This is a genomic window from Pontivivens ytuae (genome assembly GCF_015679265.1).
Classification (GTDB): Bacteria; Pseudomonadota; Alphaproteobacteria; order Rhodobacterales; family Rhodobacteraceae; genus Pontivivens; species Pontivivens ytuae.
In genome coordinates, this window is sequence record NZ_CP064942.1 from 515,555 (window position 1) to 535,938 (window position 20,384).

14 protein-coding genes are annotated in these 20,384 nt (G+C 63.9%); 8 read left to right on the forward strand and 6 right to left on the reverse strand.

Annotated features, from left to right (window positions below):
* Positions 1-135: 135 nt before the first annotated feature.
* Positions 136-834, forward strand: a complete 699-nt coding sequence (locus tag I0K15_RS02375; protein ID WP_196103859.1) for a Hint domain-containing protein — start codon at positions 136-138, stop codon at positions 832-834.
* Here I0K15_RS02375 and I0K15_RS02380 read toward each other — a convergent pair.
* Together I0K15_RS02380 and I0K15_RS02385 are read right to left on the reverse strand one after the other, a co-directional pair.
* Complete coding sequence (locus I0K15_RS02380; protein ID WP_196103860.1) at positions 828-3,959, reverse strand: Hint domain-containing protein; 3,132 nt, start codon at positions 3,957-3,959, stop codon at positions 828-830. The genes I0K15_RS02375 and I0K15_RS02380 overlap by 7 nt on opposite strands.
* Positions 3,960-5,330: 1,371 nt before the next feature.
* Positions 5,331-6,812, reverse strand: a complete 1,482-nt coding sequence (locus I0K15_RS02385) for a protein adenylyltransferase SelO (protein ID WP_196103861.1) — start codon at positions 6,810-6,812, stop codon at positions 5,331-5,333.
* A gap of 598 nt (positions 6,813-7,410) precedes the next feature.
* Here I0K15_RS02385 and I0K15_RS02390 point away from each other — a divergent pair.
* From I0K15_RS02390 to I0K15_RS02415, 6 genes are all read left to right on the forward strand, one after another.
* A complete protein-coding gene (locus tag I0K15_RS02390; RefSeq protein WP_196103862.1) occupies positions 7,411-7,863 on the forward strand; it encodes a (2Fe-2S)-binding protein in 453 nt (150 codons plus the stop codon).
* 1 nt (position 7,864) lies between these two features.
* The gene (locus I0K15_RS02395; RefSeq protein ID WP_196103863.1) at positions 7,865-10,024 is read left to right on the forward strand and encodes a xanthine dehydrogenase family protein molybdopterin-binding subunit; all 2,160 of its coding nucleotides are present in this window, start codon (positions 7,865-7,867) and stop codon (positions 10,022-10,024) included.
* Between the two features lie 1,429 nt (positions 10,025-11,453).
* On the forward strand, positions 11,454-11,858 hold the full coding sequence (locus I0K15_RS02400) for a hypothetical protein (protein ID WP_196103864.1): 405 nt from the start codon (positions 11,454-11,456) through the stop codon (positions 11,856-11,858).
* The gene (locus I0K15_RS02405; RefSeq protein WP_196103865.1) at positions 11,855-13,198 is read left to right on the forward strand and encodes a relaxase/mobilization nuclease domain-containing protein; all 1,344 of its coding nucleotides are present in this window, start codon (positions 11,855-11,857) and stop codon (positions 13,196-13,198) included. Before I0K15_RS02400 ends, I0K15_RS02405 begins: the two co-directional genes overlap by 4 nt.
* Before the next feature lie 15 nt (positions 13,199-13,213).
* Positions 13,214-13,432: a hypothetical protein gene (locus I0K15_RS02410; protein ID WP_196103866.1), complete on the forward strand. Its 219-nt coding sequence runs from the start codon at positions 13,214-13,216 to the stop codon at positions 13,430-13,432.
* Between the two features lie 611 nt (positions 13,433-14,043).
* The gene (locus tag I0K15_RS02415) at positions 14,044-15,357 is read left to right on the forward strand and encodes a serine hydrolase domain-containing protein (protein ID WP_230374243.1); all 1,314 of its coding nucleotides are present in this window, start codon (positions 14,044-14,046) and stop codon (positions 15,355-15,357) included.
* Here the strand turns inward: I0K15_RS02415 and I0K15_RS02420 are convergent.
* The 4 genes from I0K15_RS02420 to I0K15_RS02435 form a co-directional block, all read right to left on the reverse strand.
* The gene (locus I0K15_RS02420) at positions 15,296-17,131 is read right to left on the reverse strand and encodes a RiPP maturation radical SAM C-methyltransferase (protein WP_230374244.1); all 1,836 of its coding nucleotides are present in this window, start codon (positions 17,129-17,131) and stop codon (positions 15,296-15,298) included. The two genes, I0K15_RS02415 and I0K15_RS02420, sit on opposite strands and share 62 nt — an antisense overlap.
* Positions 17,132-17,198: 67 nt before the next feature.
* Positions 17,199-18,311: a radical SAM protein gene (locus tag I0K15_RS02425; RefSeq protein WP_196103869.1), complete on the reverse strand. Its 1,113-nt coding sequence runs from the start codon at positions 18,309-18,311 to the stop codon at positions 17,199-17,201.
* 93 nt (positions 18,312-18,404) lie between these two features.
* Complete coding sequence (locus I0K15_RS02430; protein ID WP_196103870.1) at positions 18,405-18,611, reverse strand: hypothetical protein; 207 nt, start codon at positions 18,609-18,611, stop codon at positions 18,405-18,407.
* A gap of 452 nt (positions 18,612-19,063) precedes the next feature.
* Positions 19,064-19,681 (reverse strand): DNA methyltransferase, encoded by a 618-nt coding sequence (locus I0K15_RS02435; RefSeq protein ID WP_230374245.1) that lies wholly within the window; start codon positions 19,679-19,681, stop codon positions 19,064-19,066.
* Between the two features lie 454 nt (positions 19,682-20,135).
* Here I0K15_RS02435 and I0K15_RS02440 point away from each other — a divergent pair, with 454 nt between their 5' ends.
* Entirely contained in the window at positions 20,136-20,309 is a 174-nt protein-coding gene (locus tag I0K15_RS02440) for a hypothetical protein (protein ID WP_196103871.1), read from the forward strand.
* Positions 20,310-20,384: the final 75 nt, after the last annotated feature.

A 20,384-nucleotide genomic window follows, 5' to 3' on the forward strand; every position in this document is an offset into this window, starting at 1 on the left:
GGTCCTGTGACACTGCAACGGCCGCAAGTCCTCTCCAAATCCGGCATTGCCTTCACGCCCGCCTTTCCAAATCATCTTTAAGGAGAACAGGGGGATAGAAAACAAAGCCCCTAGTTGATCCCTGGGAGGGACGCCATGGGCATGATTTTCGATGCTCTTTTTCAGTCGCAGCCGCGCGACCTGCAAGAACAGGTGACGCGGCGGCCAGTCGATCTGCCGGGTTTCGCCGCCGGAACACGGGTCGCGACGCCCTCCGGGCCTGTCGATGTCGCAGCCCTCAAGGTCGGTGATCTCGTCCGGACGCTGGACCACGGCACCGCACCGCTGCGGCGGGTGGAGCGTTGGACCTGCTCGCTGTGGCGCACCTCGCCCGCGAGCCGCCTGATCCAGGTGAAGGCGGGCAGCCTTGGCGCCGGACGTCCGGCGGTCGATCTCATGCTCTCCGCCAACCAGTGCGTCATGATCTCCGACCCCGGCTGCGTGGCGCTGTTCGGCACTGCCGAAGTGCTCGTGCCGGTCGGTCTGCTGACCGGCCTGCGCGGCATCTCCACGGTCTTCAACCGGTTCAGCACCGACTACGTGACGCTGGTGACCGAAGAACACGAGCTGCTGATGGCCGACGGGCTCGAAGTGGCGACGCCCTACCCCACGCCCGATCTGCTTGGCCTGCTGTCGCCGGAGCGAACGGCGCCGCCGCCGGCCCGGCCCAGTGTCCCGCGCAAGAGCCTCGACATGCTCGTCGCGCTCCTGGAGCTGGAGCACGCGATGGGCGACGGACCGATCACGATGGGGCGGCACGGCAACTACCTCTACCTCGTGCAGGATCCTCAGTAGGTCCGACGCCGGCGGCGTTGTCCGCCTGTGCTGTGGCTGGACCGTGTGAGCGCCTGCGCCCGGCGCGGGCGGGACGCATTCACCGGCACCAGTGCAGGCGGCTTCGGCGTCTCGACGGGCGCCGTCCGCTCGGCCGCCAGCTCCCGCGCAAGAAGCTCCGCCTCTCGCCGCTTCAGCGTGTAGCGCGCGGCCTGTCCATAGCCCGTGTCGGGATGAGCGCGCAGGTCGGGAAACAGTTCGAGCAACTCATCCCGCTGGTCCGCATCCAGCGTCCCCATCCCCCACGCGCCCGGCTGCAAGGTCTCGACCGGCAGGCCGTCGGCCATGACGACCTCATGCTCGTCGAGCAGGATGTGAACGTAAGTCACGACCTCAGCGCTCTCCTCCACCGTCACGTTCCGGCCGTCGACAAGGTGCTTGGCCGCCGCCAGTACCTCCGACGCCGCGAACCAGAGCTGCGCACGCGGGCTGCGGATCAGGATGCGGTGCTGCTGCGAGACGAGGATGTCCCGCGGGGCGCCGAACGTCCCCGCCCGGATTCGCACCGGGGCGAGCCTGCCGCGCGCCGGGACCGTGCGGCCGCCGACCCAGCGGATCGGCTGGGGGCCATGGTCCACCGTGTGGACGAGGTCGCCGGGCCGCAGCGTCTCCACCGGCCGGGCACCGTCCGGGGTCCGGATCCGGGTACCGGCGGCGAAGCAGACGACCTCCTCGATCTCGGAGAAGGTGGTGATCCCCACCGTCTCCCCCTCCTCATCGAAGAAGGTGATGGTACCACGCTCGGTGGCGCGATCGTTGTTCTCGTAGTCGATGCGGAAGCTGCCGCCCTCGGGCAGCAGGATGCGGTCGAAATCGTCGCCACTCTCTCCGCCGATGATGAGGTCCGAGCCATCCGCCCCCGACAGCGTGAAGGTATCCCGATCCCCGCCGCCGAGCAGAGTGTCGTCGCCTTCGCCGCCCTCGATACTGTCCGCGCCGTCGCCCGCGTCGATGGAGTCCGCACCTTCGCCGCCCGTGAGCGTGTCGTCGCCGGTGAACCCCCGGATCGTGTCGTCGCCGATCCCGCCATCGACGACGTCGTCGTTGCCGCCACTGTCGAGGACGTCATTGCCCTCGCCACCGGTGATCGTGTCGAAGGCGTCGCCGCCCTGGATCGTATCGTCCCCGTCGCCACCGTCGATCGTGTTGGTTGAGGCGGCCCCGTCGAAGACCGTGATGCTGTCATTGCCCTCGCCGCCGCTGACCTCGTGCGCCGAGTTGTCGCCGGTGAAGACGTTGATCGTGTCGGCACCCGTGCCGCCTTCGACGGTGTCGGAGACACCACCCGCCCCGGTGATCTGGACGAAGTCCGCACCCGCCCCCGCATCCACGGAGTCCGAGCCCGCGAAGTCGGTGATGCTGTCGTTGCCGTCACCGCCGAACAGGGTGTCGTCGCCCTCGCTCCCCTCGATCGTGTCGGCCCCGGCGCCGCCGTCGATGGAGTCGTTGCCTTCGCCCCCGACGAGAGTATCGTCGCCCGATGTCGGCGTGGTCGACGGCGTGACCGCGTCGAAGAAGATGTCGGTGACCTGGACGGCCTGCTGGCCGGGCTGCAGGCCGTCATAGTCGATCTCGATGCGGGAGACGGGACCCTCGATGTTCACGAGGACGGAGGCGCTCTCATCCGTCGGGCCCGTACCGCCCTCGTCCTCCCGCGCCGCGGCCCGCTCCGCCCCGGCCACGCCATCCTCATCGGTGAGGGAGAGCCGGTCGCCCGCCGTCAGCTCGACGAAGACCTGCTGGCCCGAGGCGTCGAAGGCCCGGACGCTGACGACGTCCTGAAAGCTGCCCTCGTCGATGTCGTTGATGCGGAAGCTGACATTCTGCACCTCGTCCGCGACGTTCGCCCCCGTGGCCGCGAAATCGACCCGCAGCGTGCCGACATTGCGGAAGAACGGATCGTCCTCGTCCGCGTCGTCATCCTCGAAGCCGCGCAGGATCGCGCCGCTGGTCCCGTCCGGCGTCTCGGAACCGCCCGGATTGATGTCGTCGACGTTCTGCGAGCGGGTCTCGAAATCGTATTGCGTGCCCGTGGGGCTCTGGCTGGTGTAGGTGACGGTGACCTCGATCAGCCCGGTGTTCTGGGTCAGCGTGTTCGGCAGGTCATCGCCGTCGTCGATCTGCCCGCCATTGTCCGGGTCGGGAATGTCGTCCCATTCGAAGGACTGCCGGGTGAGCGTCGGCTCCGCGGTGCCGCCATCGCCGAGGATGGTGTCGTTACCGAGGCCCCCCTCGATGCTGTCATTGCCGTCGCCGCCCTGCAGGACGTCATCGCCGCCCTGCCCCAGCAGCGTGTCCTGCCCGGCGCCGCCCTCCAGCGTGTCGGCGCTGTCATCCTCCGATCCGCCGTCGAGGGAATCCGCCCCGGCGCCACCGGACAGCGAGTCCGCGTCCGCACCGCCCAGCAGCGTGTCGCTCCCATCGCCGCCGAGCAGGGTATCCGCCCCCGCCTCCCCCAGCAGGCTGTCGTTGCCCTCCTGACCGGAGATCGCGTCGTTGCCCGCGCCTCCCGAAACGGTGTCGAAGCCGCCGCCGGCGAAGGCGCGATCGTTGCCACCGCCCAGCGACAGGTCATCGGACGCCGCACCCGACTGGACGAGGTCGTCGCCCTCCCCCGTCGACCAGGTCTTCGCGTTCGACACATCGGGATCGGAGATCACATAGGCATCCGCCGACGCCGCCTCGACCTCGCCATAGGAGAAGTTGCGCCGGCTGATCCCGCTCAGCTCGCCATTGCCGTTCTGTCTGTAGTCGAAGCCTGCGTTGGGCTCAGACGGGATGAAGACGCGGAAGTCCTGGTCGTCGTTGTTGATCTGGAAATAGAAGCCGCTGATCGACTGGCCGGCCGCGTCCGTGAGCTGTGCGGTCCCGCGATCCCCGCCATCGATCGAGGTATAGGTAACGTTGAGCTCGGGCTCGTCATTGCGCCCGCCGATCACTTCGTTGAAGGCCGTGATCGTGAAGGTCTGATCATCGGCGGAGTCGTTACTGTTGCGCTGAAGGCTGTTGTCGGTGTCGCCGTCGGTGACGGTGATCGTCACCTGATCCCACAGGATATCGTCATTGCCGCCATCGGCCTCGACCACGACGGCATTGGTGAAGGTGTAGGTGGCGATGGCTCAGCGCTCCGATGCGATTGCCGGTCAATTTGCCGACCTCGCTTCCGGTCTAGTCATTGGCTCATTTTACAACCAGGAGTTGTTTGATCGCATTTGTCTCAATCCGTCACCGGTCTGAAACGAAATTGCTGAGGTTGCCCCAACCATGGCTCGGGCGGGGCCTGGCGATCGGGTCATACGGAAAAGCTCTACGCCGCGACCAACAAAGGTGAGCAGCGCCACAATCACGTGTTCTCATAGCTGACCACTGTGGATACACTGAGAGCAACCAACCCGTGCAATTCGAACTCCCGTTAGGGTTCTGTCGAGGGCCGCCTATTTCGAGCTCTTCAAAACACTGTTCTGCAAAGTAATGCCGAGGCGGCAATTTAACCTGAGGTTGTGATGGATGTCTCACTGTTTTCATCGAGCATCAAGATATGGTGAAACATACAGCCGACGTTAGTGCTCTTAACCGCCATTCTGATTGACATCTACGGTCAGACATCGGCAGGGATTTCGACGACAGAAGGGAACGCCTCCGGACAGGGGTTGTGTCTGCTCGCGATCGGGCGACAGCCTTGCAGCACATCGCATGTGATCTCGAGGCATCTCGGCCGTGTGCCGCGGCGTTCGTCGTATCGGACGGGCTTGCCGCGGCTTGGTCTGCCGGGGATGCCTGCTCGGGCCCTCTTGTCCCACGAGGCTTCGCGGACCCGCTCGGCGTCGTGTCGTCGGCTGATGAGCCACTGGACCGCTGCAAAGGCACACACGACGCCGGTGCTCCAATGGCGTCGCGTCTCCTGTCATTCTTGATGACGAACCGGATGGAGCGCCCATCTCTGTTTGGGACACCGTACAGTTGGGCGCTCATGCCTCCTGTTTTACACATGCAGCTGGTCGCGGTGCGATGGGTCTTCAGGCAGGTTGCATCGGCCGTCCCGCTCTTCTCCTGGGAGTTCTCGGCCGCCCGACAAAGATCCTGGTGAACACACCTGCTCGCTCTCGTGCCTCCAGCGTTTGTGCAGTGCTTCGTGCGCCGTATCTCCCCGGCGCGTCGCACCAGCGCAACTCATTGCGAGTGACAAAGATGACGCCGGAATGCACCGGCTGACCGTCGAACAGATTGCTGCCACGTAAATATAGATTAGTTTTATAAAATATTATATGCCGATTACGGCAATTATGAATACTGAAAATCACTTAACAAACTAAGATTTAGGGCCTTCTTACCAGAAGTGTCTTCGCACAAGTAGCCAAATTCTGATTTAATGTAACGCAGCACAGCATAGTCGAAACTTAGCAAGAGTCAGTTTTGGCTTTGAAATGATCATGCTGAATCAGAGAATTGGGATATTGCTAAGTACCGCAGAAGGTTTGGGCGACGACCTCGTGAGATTGAGGTGGCAGGGCGAGCGAGGCCTCGTCCGGTTGGTGGTCGAACGGGCGGGCGAGGACACCGCGTAGTTTTTCAAGGGGCTGCAGGTCGCCGTCTTGAGCTGCCGTGAGTGCTTCCTCGACCCGGTGGTTGCGGGGGATGAAGAGGGGATTTGCCGTGCGCATCATCTCGTCGCGCTCGGCAGGCTGCATTGGATCGGTCGCAAGGCGGGCATGCCAGCGTTCGGCCCAGGTGTCGAAGGCGGCCGGGTCGGCGAACAGGTCGCGGGCCTGCGGCCGCCCTTCCGTATCGGGCCCTGAGTGATCGGCGAGACGGCGAAAGGTCAGGCTGAAGTCCGCCCTGCCCGCCTCCATCGTGGACAGCAAGGTGGAGATGAGCTCGGCATCTCCTTCGGCCGCCGTCGACAGTCCGAGCTTTCGGCGCATCACGCTCAGCCATGCGTCCCTGAACAGATCCGGGAAGCGGTCGATCGTCGCCTGCGCCGCCTCGACGGCCGCATCGTCATCACCCGGGATGAGCGGCAGCAGCGCTTGGGCAAGCTGCGCGAGGTTCCACTGCGCGATCCGGGGCTGGTTGCCGTAGGCATAGCGTCCGGCAACGTCGATGGAGCTGAAGACCTGGCCCTCGCGAAAGGTATCCATGAAGGCGCAAGGGCCGTAGTCGATCGTCTCACCCGAGATCGTCATGTTGTCGGTGTTCATGACGCCGTGGATGAAGCCGACGCCCATCCATTGGGCGACGAGATTAGCTTGCCGCTCCATGACCTTTTCTAGGAGAGCGAGCGCGGGCACGTCCGCCGCCGTGATCTCCGGATAATGCCGCGCGATCACGTGGTCGGTGAGGGCCTGCAGCGCCTCCGCATCCCGGCGCGCATAGAAGTACTGGAAGGTCCCGATGCGCACGTGGCTTGCGGCGACCCTTGTTAGCACGGCACCGGGCTGAACGGTGTCGCGGACGACGTGCTCGCCCGTCGCGACGGCCGCGAGAGAGCGGGTCGTGGGAATGCCAAGGGCGGCCATCGCCTCGCTGACGATGAACTCGCGCAGGACAGGGCCAAGCGGCGCCTTGCCGTCCCCTCCACGAGAGAAGGGGGTGCGGCCGGAGCCCTTGAGCTGGATGTCGCGGCGGCGGCCGTTCCGGTCGATGACCTCACCAAGGAGCAGCGCCCGGCCATCGCCGAGCTGCGGCACCCAGTTGCCAAACTGGTGCCCGGCATAGGCCATCGCGATCGGATCCGCGCTTGCGGCGACGCGACGGCCGGACAGGACCGCGATGCCCTCCGGGCTCGCAAGCCGGTCGGGATCGAGACCCAGTTCCTCCGCCAAGGGTCTGTTGAGCTGGAGGAGCTGCGGCGTCGGCGCAGGTGCCGGCGACACCCGGGCGAACAGCCGGTCGGGCAACCGCGCATAGCTGTTGTCGAAGGGGAAGATCTGGTCGGTCATGGCAGTCTCGGGCACCGTTCCACACTCCGTTACGGTGGCAGTGGGCTTGAAGCTAGCGGTTTCCCTATTGGCGGGCCACACCGGTCGCGACACTGACGTAGTGCCGGTGATCGGCGTCTCGAAGTGGTGCGGCCCGGACGTTCCGCCAGGCAAGAAGGTCGGGTGAGTTCCGCGGAACGGGCCGGGCGTTCGGCGCCGCCGCTTCCGGATCGGGCTCTGGCTTGGGTGGACGAATTCGCGAGCGGAACGCCGGCGCGCCGCCTCATTTGAGCGGATCGTTTCGACACTGCGCCCGAGGACATCATCGCGCGTTGACGTTCGCGTTCCAGGGGCAGCGTCTTCGGGCGTCATCGCGCAGATTTTACAGCCTTTGGTGGCGCAAATCCGGTCGCCTGATCCGACGGCAGCACTATGTCATCGCCCAAGTCGGGACGGCATCGCGCAGACCGAGATCGACGTCCCCGATCATGCTCGCCTCGACCTTGTGGCGTAGGAGTTTTCGTCGGTCCGAACCTCGCTTGGGCCGACAGATTGATGAAGCAAGGGACGGCGCCTGTCCGTCCCGTGAGACCGCCACGGCACGATGGGGAGCACGGCCATGACGCAATTCATTCTCAACGGCGAACCGATCGAAAGCACGGCACCGCCGGAGACCCCCCTCCTCTGGGTCATTCGCGAGGAGCTGGGCCTGACGGGCACCAAGTTCGGCTGCGGCGCGGCGCAGTGCGGGGCCTGCACGGTGCATGTGGACGGGTTCGCCACCTTCTCCTGCGTCACACCCGTCGACAGCATCGAAGGGGCCGAGGTGACGACGATCGAGGGCCTGTCGCCCGACGGCGATCACCCGGTGCAGCGCGCCTGGATCGCCGAGCAGGTGGCGCAGTGCGGCTACTGCCAATCCGGCCAGATCATGCAGGCCGCGGCCCTGCTCAACGAGGTGCCGCAACCCAGCGACGACGACATCCGCAACGCGATGGCCGGCAATCTCTGCCGCTGTGGCACCTATGGGCGGATCGCCCGGGCCATCCGGCGTGCGGCGGAGGAGGCGTGAGATGAAGGACCTTGCCCTCAACCGCCGCGCGTTCCTCGCCTCGTCGGGCGCGCTCGTCCTCGCCATCGCTGCAGACGGCTCCGTCTCGGCGGTCCGCGCGCAGGAGGCCGATGCCGCAGCCTGGGTCCGGATCGAGCCGGACGGTACGACACGCATCCTCTTCCCCTCGACCGAGATGGGACAAGGCAGCTCCACCGCGCTGCCGATGATCCTGGCGGAGGAGATGGATGCGGACTGGGATGCGGTCGTTATCGAACAGCTCGATGAGGATGACCGCCGGTTCGGCAACCCGGCCTTCGGCGGCGTGCTCTACACCGCAGGAAGCTCGGGCGTCTACGGCTACTACGACACGCTGCGCCAGGCCGGGGCCAATGCGCGGGCCGTGCTGATCGGGCGCGCGGCGGAGCGGCTGGGCGTCGACGTGGCAGAGCTGTCGACGGAGCCCGGCGTCGTGGTCCACGCCGCCAGCGGTCAAAGCCTGACCTATGGCGAACTGGCCGAGGGCGGTGGACTGGACCGCGCCGAGGCCGCACCATTCAAGGACCCCGCCGAATTCCGCCTGATCGGCAGCGACACGCCCCGCCGCGACATTCCCGCGAAGTCGACCGGGACCGAGACCTATGCGATCGACGTGCGCCTGCCGGACATGCTCCACGCCATGGTCCGCCGCGCACCGGTCGAGGGCGAGACCGTCGCCGCGCTGGACAGCTCCGCGGCCGAGGCGCATCCGGGCGTCGTGCAGGTCGTGACGCTGCCCGACGGTATCGCGGTGGTGGCCGAGACGATCTGGGCCGCCATGGCCGCCCGCGACCTGCTCGACATCACGTGGACCGAGGATGCCCCGGCCCGCGCTTGGGACGACGAGAGCACGCTCGCCGACTACGCGGCCGCGGCCGAGGATCTGAGCGCCGAAGCCGCCACATGGCGGGCCGAGGGCGATGCGGCGACCGCCATCGCCGACGCGCCGCGCACGGTCACCGCGACCTACCTCTCCGACTACGCCTACCACGCGCAGATCGAACCCATGGCCGTCGTCGCGCGCGTCGACGCCGATGGGGCGGAGCTCTGGGCCGGAACCCAGACCCAGAGCTGGACCACAGACACCGTCCGCGAGGTGCTGGACCTGCCGCCCGAGCGAATGCGCATCCACATGATGACGATGGGCGGCAGCTTCGGGCGCCGAACGGAGCGGATGCAGGACTACGTGCGCGACGCGCTCCTCTGCGCACAGGCGACGGGTCGCCCGGTCAAGGTGACCTGGACGCGGGAGGACGACGTGAAGCATGGCGGTTTCCGCCCCGCCGCCGCCCAGCATCTGCAAGCGGGTCTGACCGAGGAGGGCGAGGTCCAGGGCTGGCGCCACCGCGTCGGCACGCCCTCGGTCATCGCCTATTTCAACGCAGGCCGCTGGGCACAGGTGGAGCCGCAGGACGTGATCTCCATGCTCGGCTCGGAGGCGCGGTTCTACGCCATGCCCGACATGGCCGCCGAGCACGTCATGACCGAGCGGCGCGCCCGCGTGCTGCCGTGGCGGGGCATCGGCGCGGCCTACACCGCCTTCGCCGCCGAGTCCTTCATCGACGAGCTGGCACAGGAGGCCGGTCAGGACCCGTTCACCTTCCGCCGCGCGATGGTCGGCGATGATGCGCGGAGCCTGGCGCTCCTCGATCGGGTACAAGAGATGTCGGACTGGGACCGGTCGCGCGCGGACACTGCGCTTGGGCTCTCCTTCGCGGGCTACGGCGATACGCGCGTCGCGGGCGTGGCCGAGGTCTCGGTCGATCCGGAGTCGGGCCGCATCGCAGTGCCGCGCATCTGGGCGGCGGTCGATGCGGGCCAGATCGTGTCGCCGGACAACGCCGTGAACCAGATCGAGGGCGGGATCGTCTTCGGCGTGTCCTCCGCATTGCTGGAGCGGATCACGATCCGGGGCGGCGAGGTGCAGCAGGAGAACTTCTACGACTACGACGTGCTGCGCCACGACGCCCTGCCGCAGATCGAGGTCCACCTGACCGAGAGCGACGCCCCGCCCTCCGCCGTGGGTGAGGCGGGCACGCCCATGGTCTCGGCCGCCATCGCCAACGGGGTCTATGCGCTGACCGGCACCCGCCTGCGCCACATGCCCTTCACGCCCGACCGGGTGCTGGCGGCGATGGGATAGCGTCAGAGGAAAGCTGGGGAGCCGATAGCGACGGGCGAGTGAGAGCATTTCCCATTCAATCAATACTAAAATGGAACCTCTGGGGGAGACGCCAGCGCAGCTTCAGTTTTTCGCGCTCGAAGATCTACGGATCGCACCAGGGTCACCTCCGAGATCACGGTCACAACGTCAGGGTGCGGGCAAGAGCAGATTTGAACCGAGGCTAGACCCAACATGGAGCCAAGCTCACGCACCCGTTATCGAACAGAAGCTCACAAAAGGATCAAAGTAATTGGGTGATCGGTAGAATGGACCAAACCGCTTTGTCTCACTATCCTTCGGAGCTCATGCTTGGTTCAATCTGCCTCAACTGTATGAACTACCCTAAACTATGTCGGGGTCAAACACCCAAGCCTGGGCTCTGTCTTACGATAACGCCGTAGCTCTTCACATGGCCCCTCAAGAGGCGAGCTATGACATGGGCGCCCTGCTCTGGTTGATGGATGTTCAGATGGTGCGGGCTCAGCCGAACGCGGGAGTGTCACTTTAGGCCCCGCGTTCGGCATCAGTGCGAAACGCCCGGCGTCATCTTTGTCACTCGCAATGAGTTGCGCTGGTGCGACGCGCCGGGGAGATACGGCGCACGAAGCACTGCACAAACGCTGGAGGCACGAGAGCGAGCAGGTGTGTTCACCAGGATCTTTGTCGGGCGGCCGAGAACTCCCAGGAGAAGAGCGGGACGGCCGATGCAACCTGCCTGAAGACCCATCGCACCGCGACCAGCTGCATGTGTAAAACAGGAGGCATGAGCGCCCAACTGTACGGTGTCCCAAACAGAGATGGGCGCTCCATCCGGTTCGTCATCAAGAATGGCAGGAGACGCGACGCCATTGGAGCACCGGCGTCGTGTGTGCCTTTGCAGCGGTCCAGTGGCTCATCAGCCGACGACACGACGCCGAGCGGGTCCGCGAAGCCTCGTGGGACAAGAGGGCCCGAGCAGGCATCCCCGGCAGACCAAGCCGCGGCAAGCCCGTCCGATACGACGAACGCCGCGGCACACGGCCGAGATGCCTCGAGATCACATGCGATGTGCTGCAAGGCTGTCGCCCGATCGCGAGCAGACACAACCCCTGTCCGGAGGCGTTCCCTTCTGTCGTCGAAATGGCGGCTACTTCTTCGCCCTACTTCATTCGTGCGTATTGCAGATCACCTGCCCACCTTTTCTTGGTCTGCTACTGGATTGGCGAAGCCATATGCTCAGATAAGAAGCACCGCAGCGACCGACTAGAAGCTCATGCCTTTAGAGCATCTTAATGGAGGCGCAATGGGAAGCTACGAGAAAGCGCAATGGTGCACTTGGAGGGAGAAAGTTCGAACTCTCTCTTTGAAGCGCTCCAGGACTGGGAAGACCAGCTCACAGCCTTAGAACTCGGTGATCTGCGGTGCGGTGATGACGACCTCGCCCCGTAATTTCAATCAGCTGTCGAAGGGCAAGACGCCTGCCCCGTTCTCGCTGCGGCTGACCTTCGAGGAGCGGGCGAAGCTGGAAGCGGCGGCCAATGGCGTGCCGCTGGGGGCCTATATCAAGGCGGTGCTGTTCGACCAGGAACTGCCGAAAGTCCGCAGGCGGAACACAAGGCCCGTTGAGGATCACGCAGTGCTGGGGCGAGTTCTGGCGCGTCTCGGCCAGTCGCGGCTGTCCTCCAATCTCAACCAGCTGGCCCGCGCGGTGAACACCGGCACGCTGCCTGTCCATCCGGAGGTCGAAGAGGACATCCGCCAGGCCTGCGCCGACATCCAGGCCATGCGGGCAGAGCTGCTCCAGGCGCTCGGCAAGGCGGCAGGCCCGTCATGATCCTGAAGGGCAATGAGCGCGGCCATGGGCGCGAGCTGGCCAATCACCTGATGCGCGGCCAGGAGAACGAGCATATCGAGCTGCACGACCTGCGCGGCTTCATCGCCGACGACCTGCATGGCGCGATGGCGGAAAGCGAAGCCATCGCCAAGGGCACGCGCTGTAAGAACCATCTCTTCTCGCTCAGTCTGAACCCTCCACCGAATGAAACGGTCCCTGTGGAGACCTTCGAGGCCGCCATCGACCGGATCGAAGAGCAGCTGGGTCTGGAGGGCCAGCCCCGCGCGGTCGTCTTCCACGAGAAGGAGGGCCGCCGCCACGCCCATGCGGTCTGGAGCCGGATCGACGGCGAAGAGATGAAGGCGGTGCAGCTCTCGCACTACAAGCGCGAGCTGAACGGGATCGCCCGCGATCTCTACCTCGAACAGGGCTGGGAGATGCCGAAGGGCTTCCAGGATCACCGCCAGCGCGATCCGCTGAGCTACAGCCGCGCGGAGTACCAACAAGCCAGGCGCACGAAACAGGACCCCAAGGAGATCAAGCGTATCCTGCAGGAAAGCTGGGCGGGATCAGACAGCCGCCAGGCCTTTGAGACGGCGCTGCGGGACCGGGGCTACGTTCTCGCGCGCGGCGACAGGCGCGGCTATGTCGCCGTCGATTGGCGGGGCGAGATCTATTCGCTCTCCCGTGCCACAGGGGCCAAGACCAGGGATCTGAAAGCCAGGCTGGGCGATGCGAAGGCGCTGCAATCCACCGAGGACGCGAAGGCGTTTATCGCGGGGCGGATGACTCCGAAGCTAAAGGCCTGGGCGCAGGAAGAACAGGCCAAGGCGGAGAAGCAGAATCTCGCGGCCCAGTTCCAGCGCGAGCAGATGGTGCACTGCCATCGCCAGCACCGCGACCAGCTCCGACAGAAGCAGGAGGACCGCTGGCAAGCCGAAGAACAACGCCGAGCGGAGCGCACGCCGACGGGCCTGCGCGGCCTCTGGGGCTGGATCACGGGGAAGAACCGCCTGATCCGGCAGAAGAACGAGGGGGAGATCGCCCATGCTCAAGCCCGAGACCGGGCTGAGAAGCAGGTGACGATCCGGCGTCAGCTGGAGGAACGCCGCAAGCTCCAGGCGCAGATCGTGGAGGCCCGCAAGCGCCGGAATGCCCAGATCCAGGCACTGAACCAGGGCGTGGCCAAATACATGCAGATGGGCGGCACGCCTCCGGTCGATATGCCCGACCGCTCCAGGCCGGAGCGCAACCGCGCGCGCGGAGAGACAGGCCGCCGATCACACGACCAGACGGGCCGGACAGGTCGCACACCCGGCACAGACCACGAACCCAGCTAACGACAGGAGGTCACCATGACCAAGATACTTGTTCTCTCGCTCTCCGACACGCAGATGGACCAACTGAGCGAGATGGCGGACTTCGAAGGAAAAACCCCGGAAGACATGATCAAGACACTGATCACGTGGGGGTTTCGGGACTACCAAGCGGAGTTCTCGGACCTGATTGCCGAGGTGGAGGAGCTGTATCGCAATCCATCGCAGCTGGACGGTGATGATGAACTGCCGTACTGAGGCTTGGCGTTTGGAGTTGGGCGGCGCCGTTTCAGACGGAGCGCAGCATGGCTGAGGATGAGTCGATCTACGTCATTGGCCTGTACCGCGGCCATGAGATGTTCAACTACTTCGTCGCTGTTGGTCGGGAGGGAGATCTCCTTTGAACCCACTCTATTTGATGCTGCGCGACTTACGAATGGCGGCTTTGTCGTGTTACATTGTGATTGCGATATGATACTCTGCACGACTCTAGGCCCGCCCGCCGAAGCGGCCCACAAGCTACAAAATAAACTATTGCAACGGCCAACCAGCTTCACTCCGCCCTTCCCTTAGGGGACATCATCTAGAAAGCTGTGGACTTAGCCTGTTTCGCGAAGTCGCGGCCACTGGACTCACCGTATCCAAATTACGCACATTTTTCCTTAGGGAGTTCTGCACTGGCCATCACCTTTCACCAAGACGCATTTGACAAAGCTTCCACCGCCTTGGAGACCTCGGCCGGTCCAGCCTCCGCCGCTGCATTAATCAAACGTGCTGAGGGTCAACATCACTACCGCGCCCAGTTCAGCCCCGCCAACATCGCAAGCAATGGACCGATCTGGTTTAGGATCGGGTCACTTACGAAGACGTTGGTCGCCTTCGCTGCTTTAGACCACGCTTTCACCACCGACCACGACATTGATGCGGACATCTGTCCTGACATTCCCGAGCCGATCGCGCGTCGAATCAAACGTCCCGTCAGCCTAGTTCAAGTTCTGACCCATACGGCCGGGTTGCGGAACTGCGCCCCGCTGAGCGCGATTGGACCCGGAGACACTGACGTCTCAGACATCCGTTTCGACGCGGCGATCGGACACTTCAGCTATTCGAACGCCGGGTATGCTCTCATCGGGGCTTGGATCGAACGGCGGACGGGGCTCAACTTCGACGGCTGGCTCCATCTTCATGCGCTCGCGCACTTGTCGCTGACGGGCATCGCCACGAGACCGCCCGAGGGCGCAACGATCGCGCAGGGCCATGTCCGAGACCCCGAAACAGGGCGCCCGACTCCTTTCCGTTTCTACGAGGCGGATGGGCGGTTTGCGCCAGCGGGGTTCCTTTGGGCGACGGTCGAGGGAATCGGCGGTCTGATGGCAACGCTCCTATTCCCATCGGGCGCGCGCGCGTCGCGGTCGGTTGCGGCGATGACCTCTAGGGCGTCGCCCCCGTTCGGACCGGACGCGCTGTGCGCGATGCCAGGGTTATTCTGCACGAAGCGCGGTGGTCGGCCAATCCTCTTCAACGAGGGCGAGATCGGTGGATTCCGCGCCCGGATCGAACTCGATCCCTCTGCAGGCACGGGCCTCGCTACCATGGCCGCCTACTCAGGCCCCGAAAATGCGGCGACTGACAACGTTCTTGCTACTGCGTCATCGACCACCGCCGCATTTCCGGCGCCGGTCTCGCTAAAGAAGGAACGCGCGGCGTTCTACATCGCCGGTGGGCTCGGCGTGTTCCAATGCGAGGCACACGGAGTGATGCGCGGGGCGCGACTGAACGGGGTGCCAGTATCGCTCCAAGCTCGCGGCATGCGGACATGGACCGGGCGGCGGCAGGACGGAAGGCCCGTCCTCGTTCAGATGCTAGAGAGCACAGGATGTCGTATCTTGTCGATCAACGGTCACCTTGCATTCGCCGGCCGGTGTCGGGCGGCATCGGCAGCCTTCGATCACCGTTGGCTCGGGCGATACCTCAACGGCTACAGGATCGACGTCGCGGCGTCGAAGGATGGTCGCACCGTCACGGTTTCGAGCGATTATAGCGGCACCTCGACCGCCGCTCTCATCCTCGGACCAAGGACGCTAGCCACCGACATGGGCATCGCGGTCTTCCGCGAACGGTCTAGGCGGGCTGAGCTTCGCCTGCTCGAGACTGCGACCTTCCGTGCAACGAGACAGGTTTGATACCGCCCCATCTGTCTAGCCAACGCGAGAGAGCCGCCTCGCATTGTGGCTCGGCGAAGGGAACAGTGGAAACATAAGTTCGATCGCCCACGGCAAGAAATCCTCGCTCAACCATCGACTCTAGAATTTCAGCCGCCTTGGAGCCGTCCGCAGTGGCGACTGCGCCCGACAAAGCCACGAGGGCGTCCGCCGTCTTTGGGCTGTCTGCATGCAGAAGCAGCGCCGTCTCGAAGAGGTCCAGAGTTTCGATCCGCTTGTCCCCGACTGTCGCGACGGTGACTTCCGAGAAGCCCGGCCCAAGCCGAAGGGTTAGCGTCCGGTTTGCTGCCCGCCACGCATCAACTGCGTTGCGTAGCCTTTCCATCGCCTCATGTAACGGCGCATCCGGCGGGTTGTCTCGATCGAAAAAGTAGGCGATCTGGCCGATGTCGGCTACGTCGGCCGGCACAAGATGGGCGTAATAGGATACCGGTCGGACGTTCTCGAACCCGAACTCAGCCTGCCGCGCGTGAAAGGGCGAGAAGCGGTGGATCTGTACGAGGCTGGGCGGCCCCGACGGGGGAGAAAGGTGCAAGATGCGCGCCATTAGGCTGATCTGCTCGTCGTAATCAGCGACAGTCTCACCCGGAAACCCGACGAGGATGTTGTAGGACGGCTGAATGCCGAACTCAGCACATAGCCGCAACAGTCGGACGTTTTGCAGGGCGGTGCAGCCCTTCTCCATCCGGCGGAGCTGCGCGTCGGAGAACGCCTCGATACCCGGCTGGACCCAGCGTACGCCAGCCTTGGCAAGAGCGGCCACCTCGTCGCGCTTCAGGTTCGTCTTGACCTCATAGAAGAGGCTGAACTCTCCTTCCAGGTCGGCCAAGCGGTTCAGCAGCGCGCGGAGGTCGCGATGGGTGATGATATTGTCCGCTGCCATGAAGCGCATGATTTGGTGCCTCTGAGCGAGGGCCGCTATCTCTTCTGCAACGCGCGATGCTGGCTTTTCACGGAAGGCCATCCCGAGGTTGTTGAGCCCGCAGAAGGTGCAGTGATGCTTCTGCCCCCACCAGCAGCCGCGTGATCCCTCATACGGCAGGGCCGCGACATCGGGCAATGAGGCGCCCTTTGCAATCATCGCCCTGCGCGTGGCGTAGAAGTCGGAATAATCTGGTGCCGGGACCGCATCCATCGAGGAGATCGGTTTCGGCTGAGTGGTCCGGGACCCGCGAACGGTGATGCCGTCGATCTGCGCGAGTGCGCTGCCGGAATCGACGCAACGCAGGAAGGCCGGAAAGCTCTCGTCGCTCTCGCCAAGGAAGACGTGATCGACGATGTCAACAAAGGCACGCGCGTACTCCTCGCCCATTTCACCGTGCACGCAGGCACCGCCGAGCAATATCGTTGTCTCAGGCGTGCGCAACTTGATCCGACGGGCGAGGGCGAGGCTGGGAAAGACCTGATTGAAAGTGCACGAGAAGCCGATGATTGAGTGGCCAGCAGCGAGGACCGCATCTTCCATATCGTCCAATGCGCTGGGTACGATCCGGTCCCGAAGCTCGCGGAAGACCTTCCCCTCGCCATCATCCCCGAACTGAGCGATGAAGGCATCGGAGTCGAGCGCATCCGGGCCGAAGAGATCGCAGGCAAACACGTGCTCGCACAGACCGAAGATCGCAGGTGTTTCGGCTAGCGTCTCGTAGGCGTCAGCACCGATCCGGTTCGCCATCACGAGGTTCGCGTCATAGGACTCGCAGGTGCTGCCACTCTGCTGCGCGATGGACTTGAGCACGCCTGTCGAAAGATTCGGCCGCGACGCCGCGCACCAAGGCATTGAGACGAGCAGGACACGCGCCATACTAGGCAGCCTCGAAGTGACGGGCTGGCCATGCGCCGACGCGCAGATACTCCGCAGCTTCGCGCCGAAGTAATTCGTCAAGCCAAGGCTCGTCGAACTCTTCCAACAGCGCGTAAGCCAGCCGGACGCGATGCGAAAGAGTGCCAGCTCGCTCGACCGCGATGGCCAACAGCGTAGGATCCCTCAGCATCTCAACGCAGGTGTCGCAGGTGCGGGACCGCAAAATGTGAGCGCCTTCGACTCCGGCCTCAGCGAACCAGTTCCTAACGATTTCGAACCCCCAGACCCGTATCGTCTGCAACAGGGGATCGATCCGCCAACGACGAACGATGTCTGCGATCGGGGAACAGTGAGCGGAGCCGAGCCAAAGTGCGTGGTCATGCATCTCATGGCTCGCAGGGGCGCAGCAGGGCGCGACCCGTCCATCCCATTGGATCAAGGGGCCGGTGGTGGGGCACGGTCCCCGATCGTAGCTCTCGGCATCCGCGATGGAGCTCTGCGTTATGTCCGAGCCGCGGCCTACCGGCCCGATCGGCTGAAACGAGACGTCTCGCCCGGCGAACGCCATCACGGCGTCGATCAGAACAGCATCGTCGCGGGTCATCGGCTCGTGATAGGCGATCCGGATGATAACCGATTTGCCCTCGTCCTTCAGCATCTCATAGGCACGTTCTACGGCATCCAGACGAACGAAATCGGTGTGATAAACATCTGTCGAGATGTCCCAATGATCGATGTTCCGAAGGCATCGCAGCGTTCGCCGCGCTTGTTCTCTGGTACGGGCCCAATGCGCCGCCGTGACGATGCCACAGGAAATATCGAACTCCGCCGCCGCGGCGCTAACATCGCCCACAAAACCCATCAGAAGAGTCGGCTCGCCACCAGTAAAATCGATGGACCAGATGCCAGTATCAGCAATGGCGGGCATCTGACGCACGACTTCCTGCCCAAAGGATCGGCCGTAGCGATTAGCATGCAACTCGGGCGAAGCACCGACACTACAATGGCCGCATTTCAGGGGGCACCCCTGAGTGACCGAAAATCCTAGGCGGCGCGAGGAGAGCGCGAGAGCCTCGCGAAAGCTTTTGACGTGGCGAGGTCCCTGCTTGTCCATGGCGTTTAGTACTTCCCTCAGTAACGGCGGTCGCGCGATGTTCCACCTATAGACGGAACATCGCTTTCCGTTTCGTATGCGTGCCGTCCTAGCCTACTTGGTCTTCAGAACGCTCACGACGCGATTGAGCACGGTCTCATCGAAAGCCTGCGAGTCCGTGATGATCTCTTTGATGTAACTGGCCACCGTGCCGACCCCGCCAGGGATGCTCGGACCTCTCACGGTATCTTGGGGTAGGCCGCCCACGCCATGCTTTGCCATGAGCTCGGCAAGTTCCAACTTGAATTTATCCTCGGCCATAAAATCACTCCACTGCATCTGGGTTCTTTGGAGAACAATTATTGCACTTGGGCTGTTTGGAGAAAAATTTCCTAAAAGACGATGATCAAGAAGCGATCATCCATAAGGAAGCAGATCTTTTCTCCTGCATATATTATACACTCAATTTTGAGGCGATCAATCTATAATTGTAAGCGCTTCGCGGATCCCCTGACGTGCCGATTGTTGGCGCCGTTGGGAAGTGCCAGCGCCAGGACAAAGATCACGCTCGTAAATACAGACAACAACATGTGCGGCATGGGATAGCTCCTAGCCCAAACGGCGACTGCGCGAACCACGCAGCCGCCCAGCGCGAGCCTCAAATGCCCAAACCGAAGCCCACCCCTGCGCCTCGCGTACGGCCACAAACCGCCAGCCGTGCTGGGCACTCAGAAACCAAAGGAGTTCCGGAGGTGTCCAGCTCGCTTTGCTCGCTAAGCCACCACCACCTCCCGCTCCTCCTTGTACCTTACCACCCCCTCCAGCCGCGTCCGCGCCTGCCGACAGTACCCCTCTTCCAGCTCCACGCCGAGATAGCGTCGCCCTGCCAGGGCTGCCGCCACCAGCGTCGCGCCCGATCCGGCGAAGGGATCACAGACCAGATCGCCTCGACGTGAGAACGAGCGGATTAGTGGGGACAGAACCTCCACCGCCTTTTCCGTGGGATGGGCCTTGTTGCCGCTATAGACCCAGGGCTGAACATCGGCGAGGGGCTTGCCTGGTAGCTTTGCCTGGCCCTTGACCAGCACGTAGGCCTGTTCGTGGTGATAGGCGAGATAGCGCCGCCGGGAGGCATAGTCCTTGGTCCAGACCATGTGTCCGGCCACGGTGAACCCGGCCGCTTTCCAGGCCGCCATAAAGCGGTCGATCCGGTTCCAGCCATAGAACGAGATGCAGAACCCACCCGGCTTCAAGGCTCGGTAGAGCTGATCGAAGACCGGCAGCACGCTCTCCAACGTATCGTCATTCTTCACCGTCCGGCCCGTCCGGTCCCGGTAGTTCACGCCGTAGGGGGGATCGGTGACGACGAGGTCAACGGCTCCTTCGGGCATGGCCCCGATAATCTGATTTGAATCTCCGCACTGGAGGGTGTTCTCGAACGGCATCTTGTCTTCCTCTTCCTTGTCTGCTGATGGGTTGCGCATGCAACCGATCTGCCGCTCTGGCTAAGAGGGGGGTGCAAGGATCACGGGCGCAGCTTTTGCTGCGGGACCGGAGCCACGCGCAGCTGCACAAGCCGCAGGGCGCGGAAGCGAGCATGGCGAGGACCCACCCCTTGGTCCGCGCCGGGGGCAACGCCCCAAGCCTTAAATCCACGCAAGACGACCAGCACAGCCGCAGGCTTTGCTCCTCTGCCCTTCAATCCCTGCTCAGATCTTCACGCCGATCCTCCACTGCCAAGATCCGTCCCCCGCCGCCCATCGGGCCTTCAGGGGCCAATGAGGATGGGACGGGGCCGAAAGGCCCTGATGGTCGGGGCCTCCTGATCCACCCAAGGAGGATGACATGAAGCTCATCACACGCTTTGAAGCGGCACAGCGCAGCACACCTGAGCTGCACCGCCTGCTGCGCGAGACATTCAACGCCCTGGTGCAGTCCGATCCGGACACGGCGCAGCGCCGCAATGCGCTCGCGTCCATCGAGACGATCCAGGCGGAATTGGCATCGCGGGATCCGTAGCCGGCTCCCGCAAGATGGCGCATGCTGTATTGGTATGCGCCATTCGCCATAACTTACATTCATGCTCCAATCATC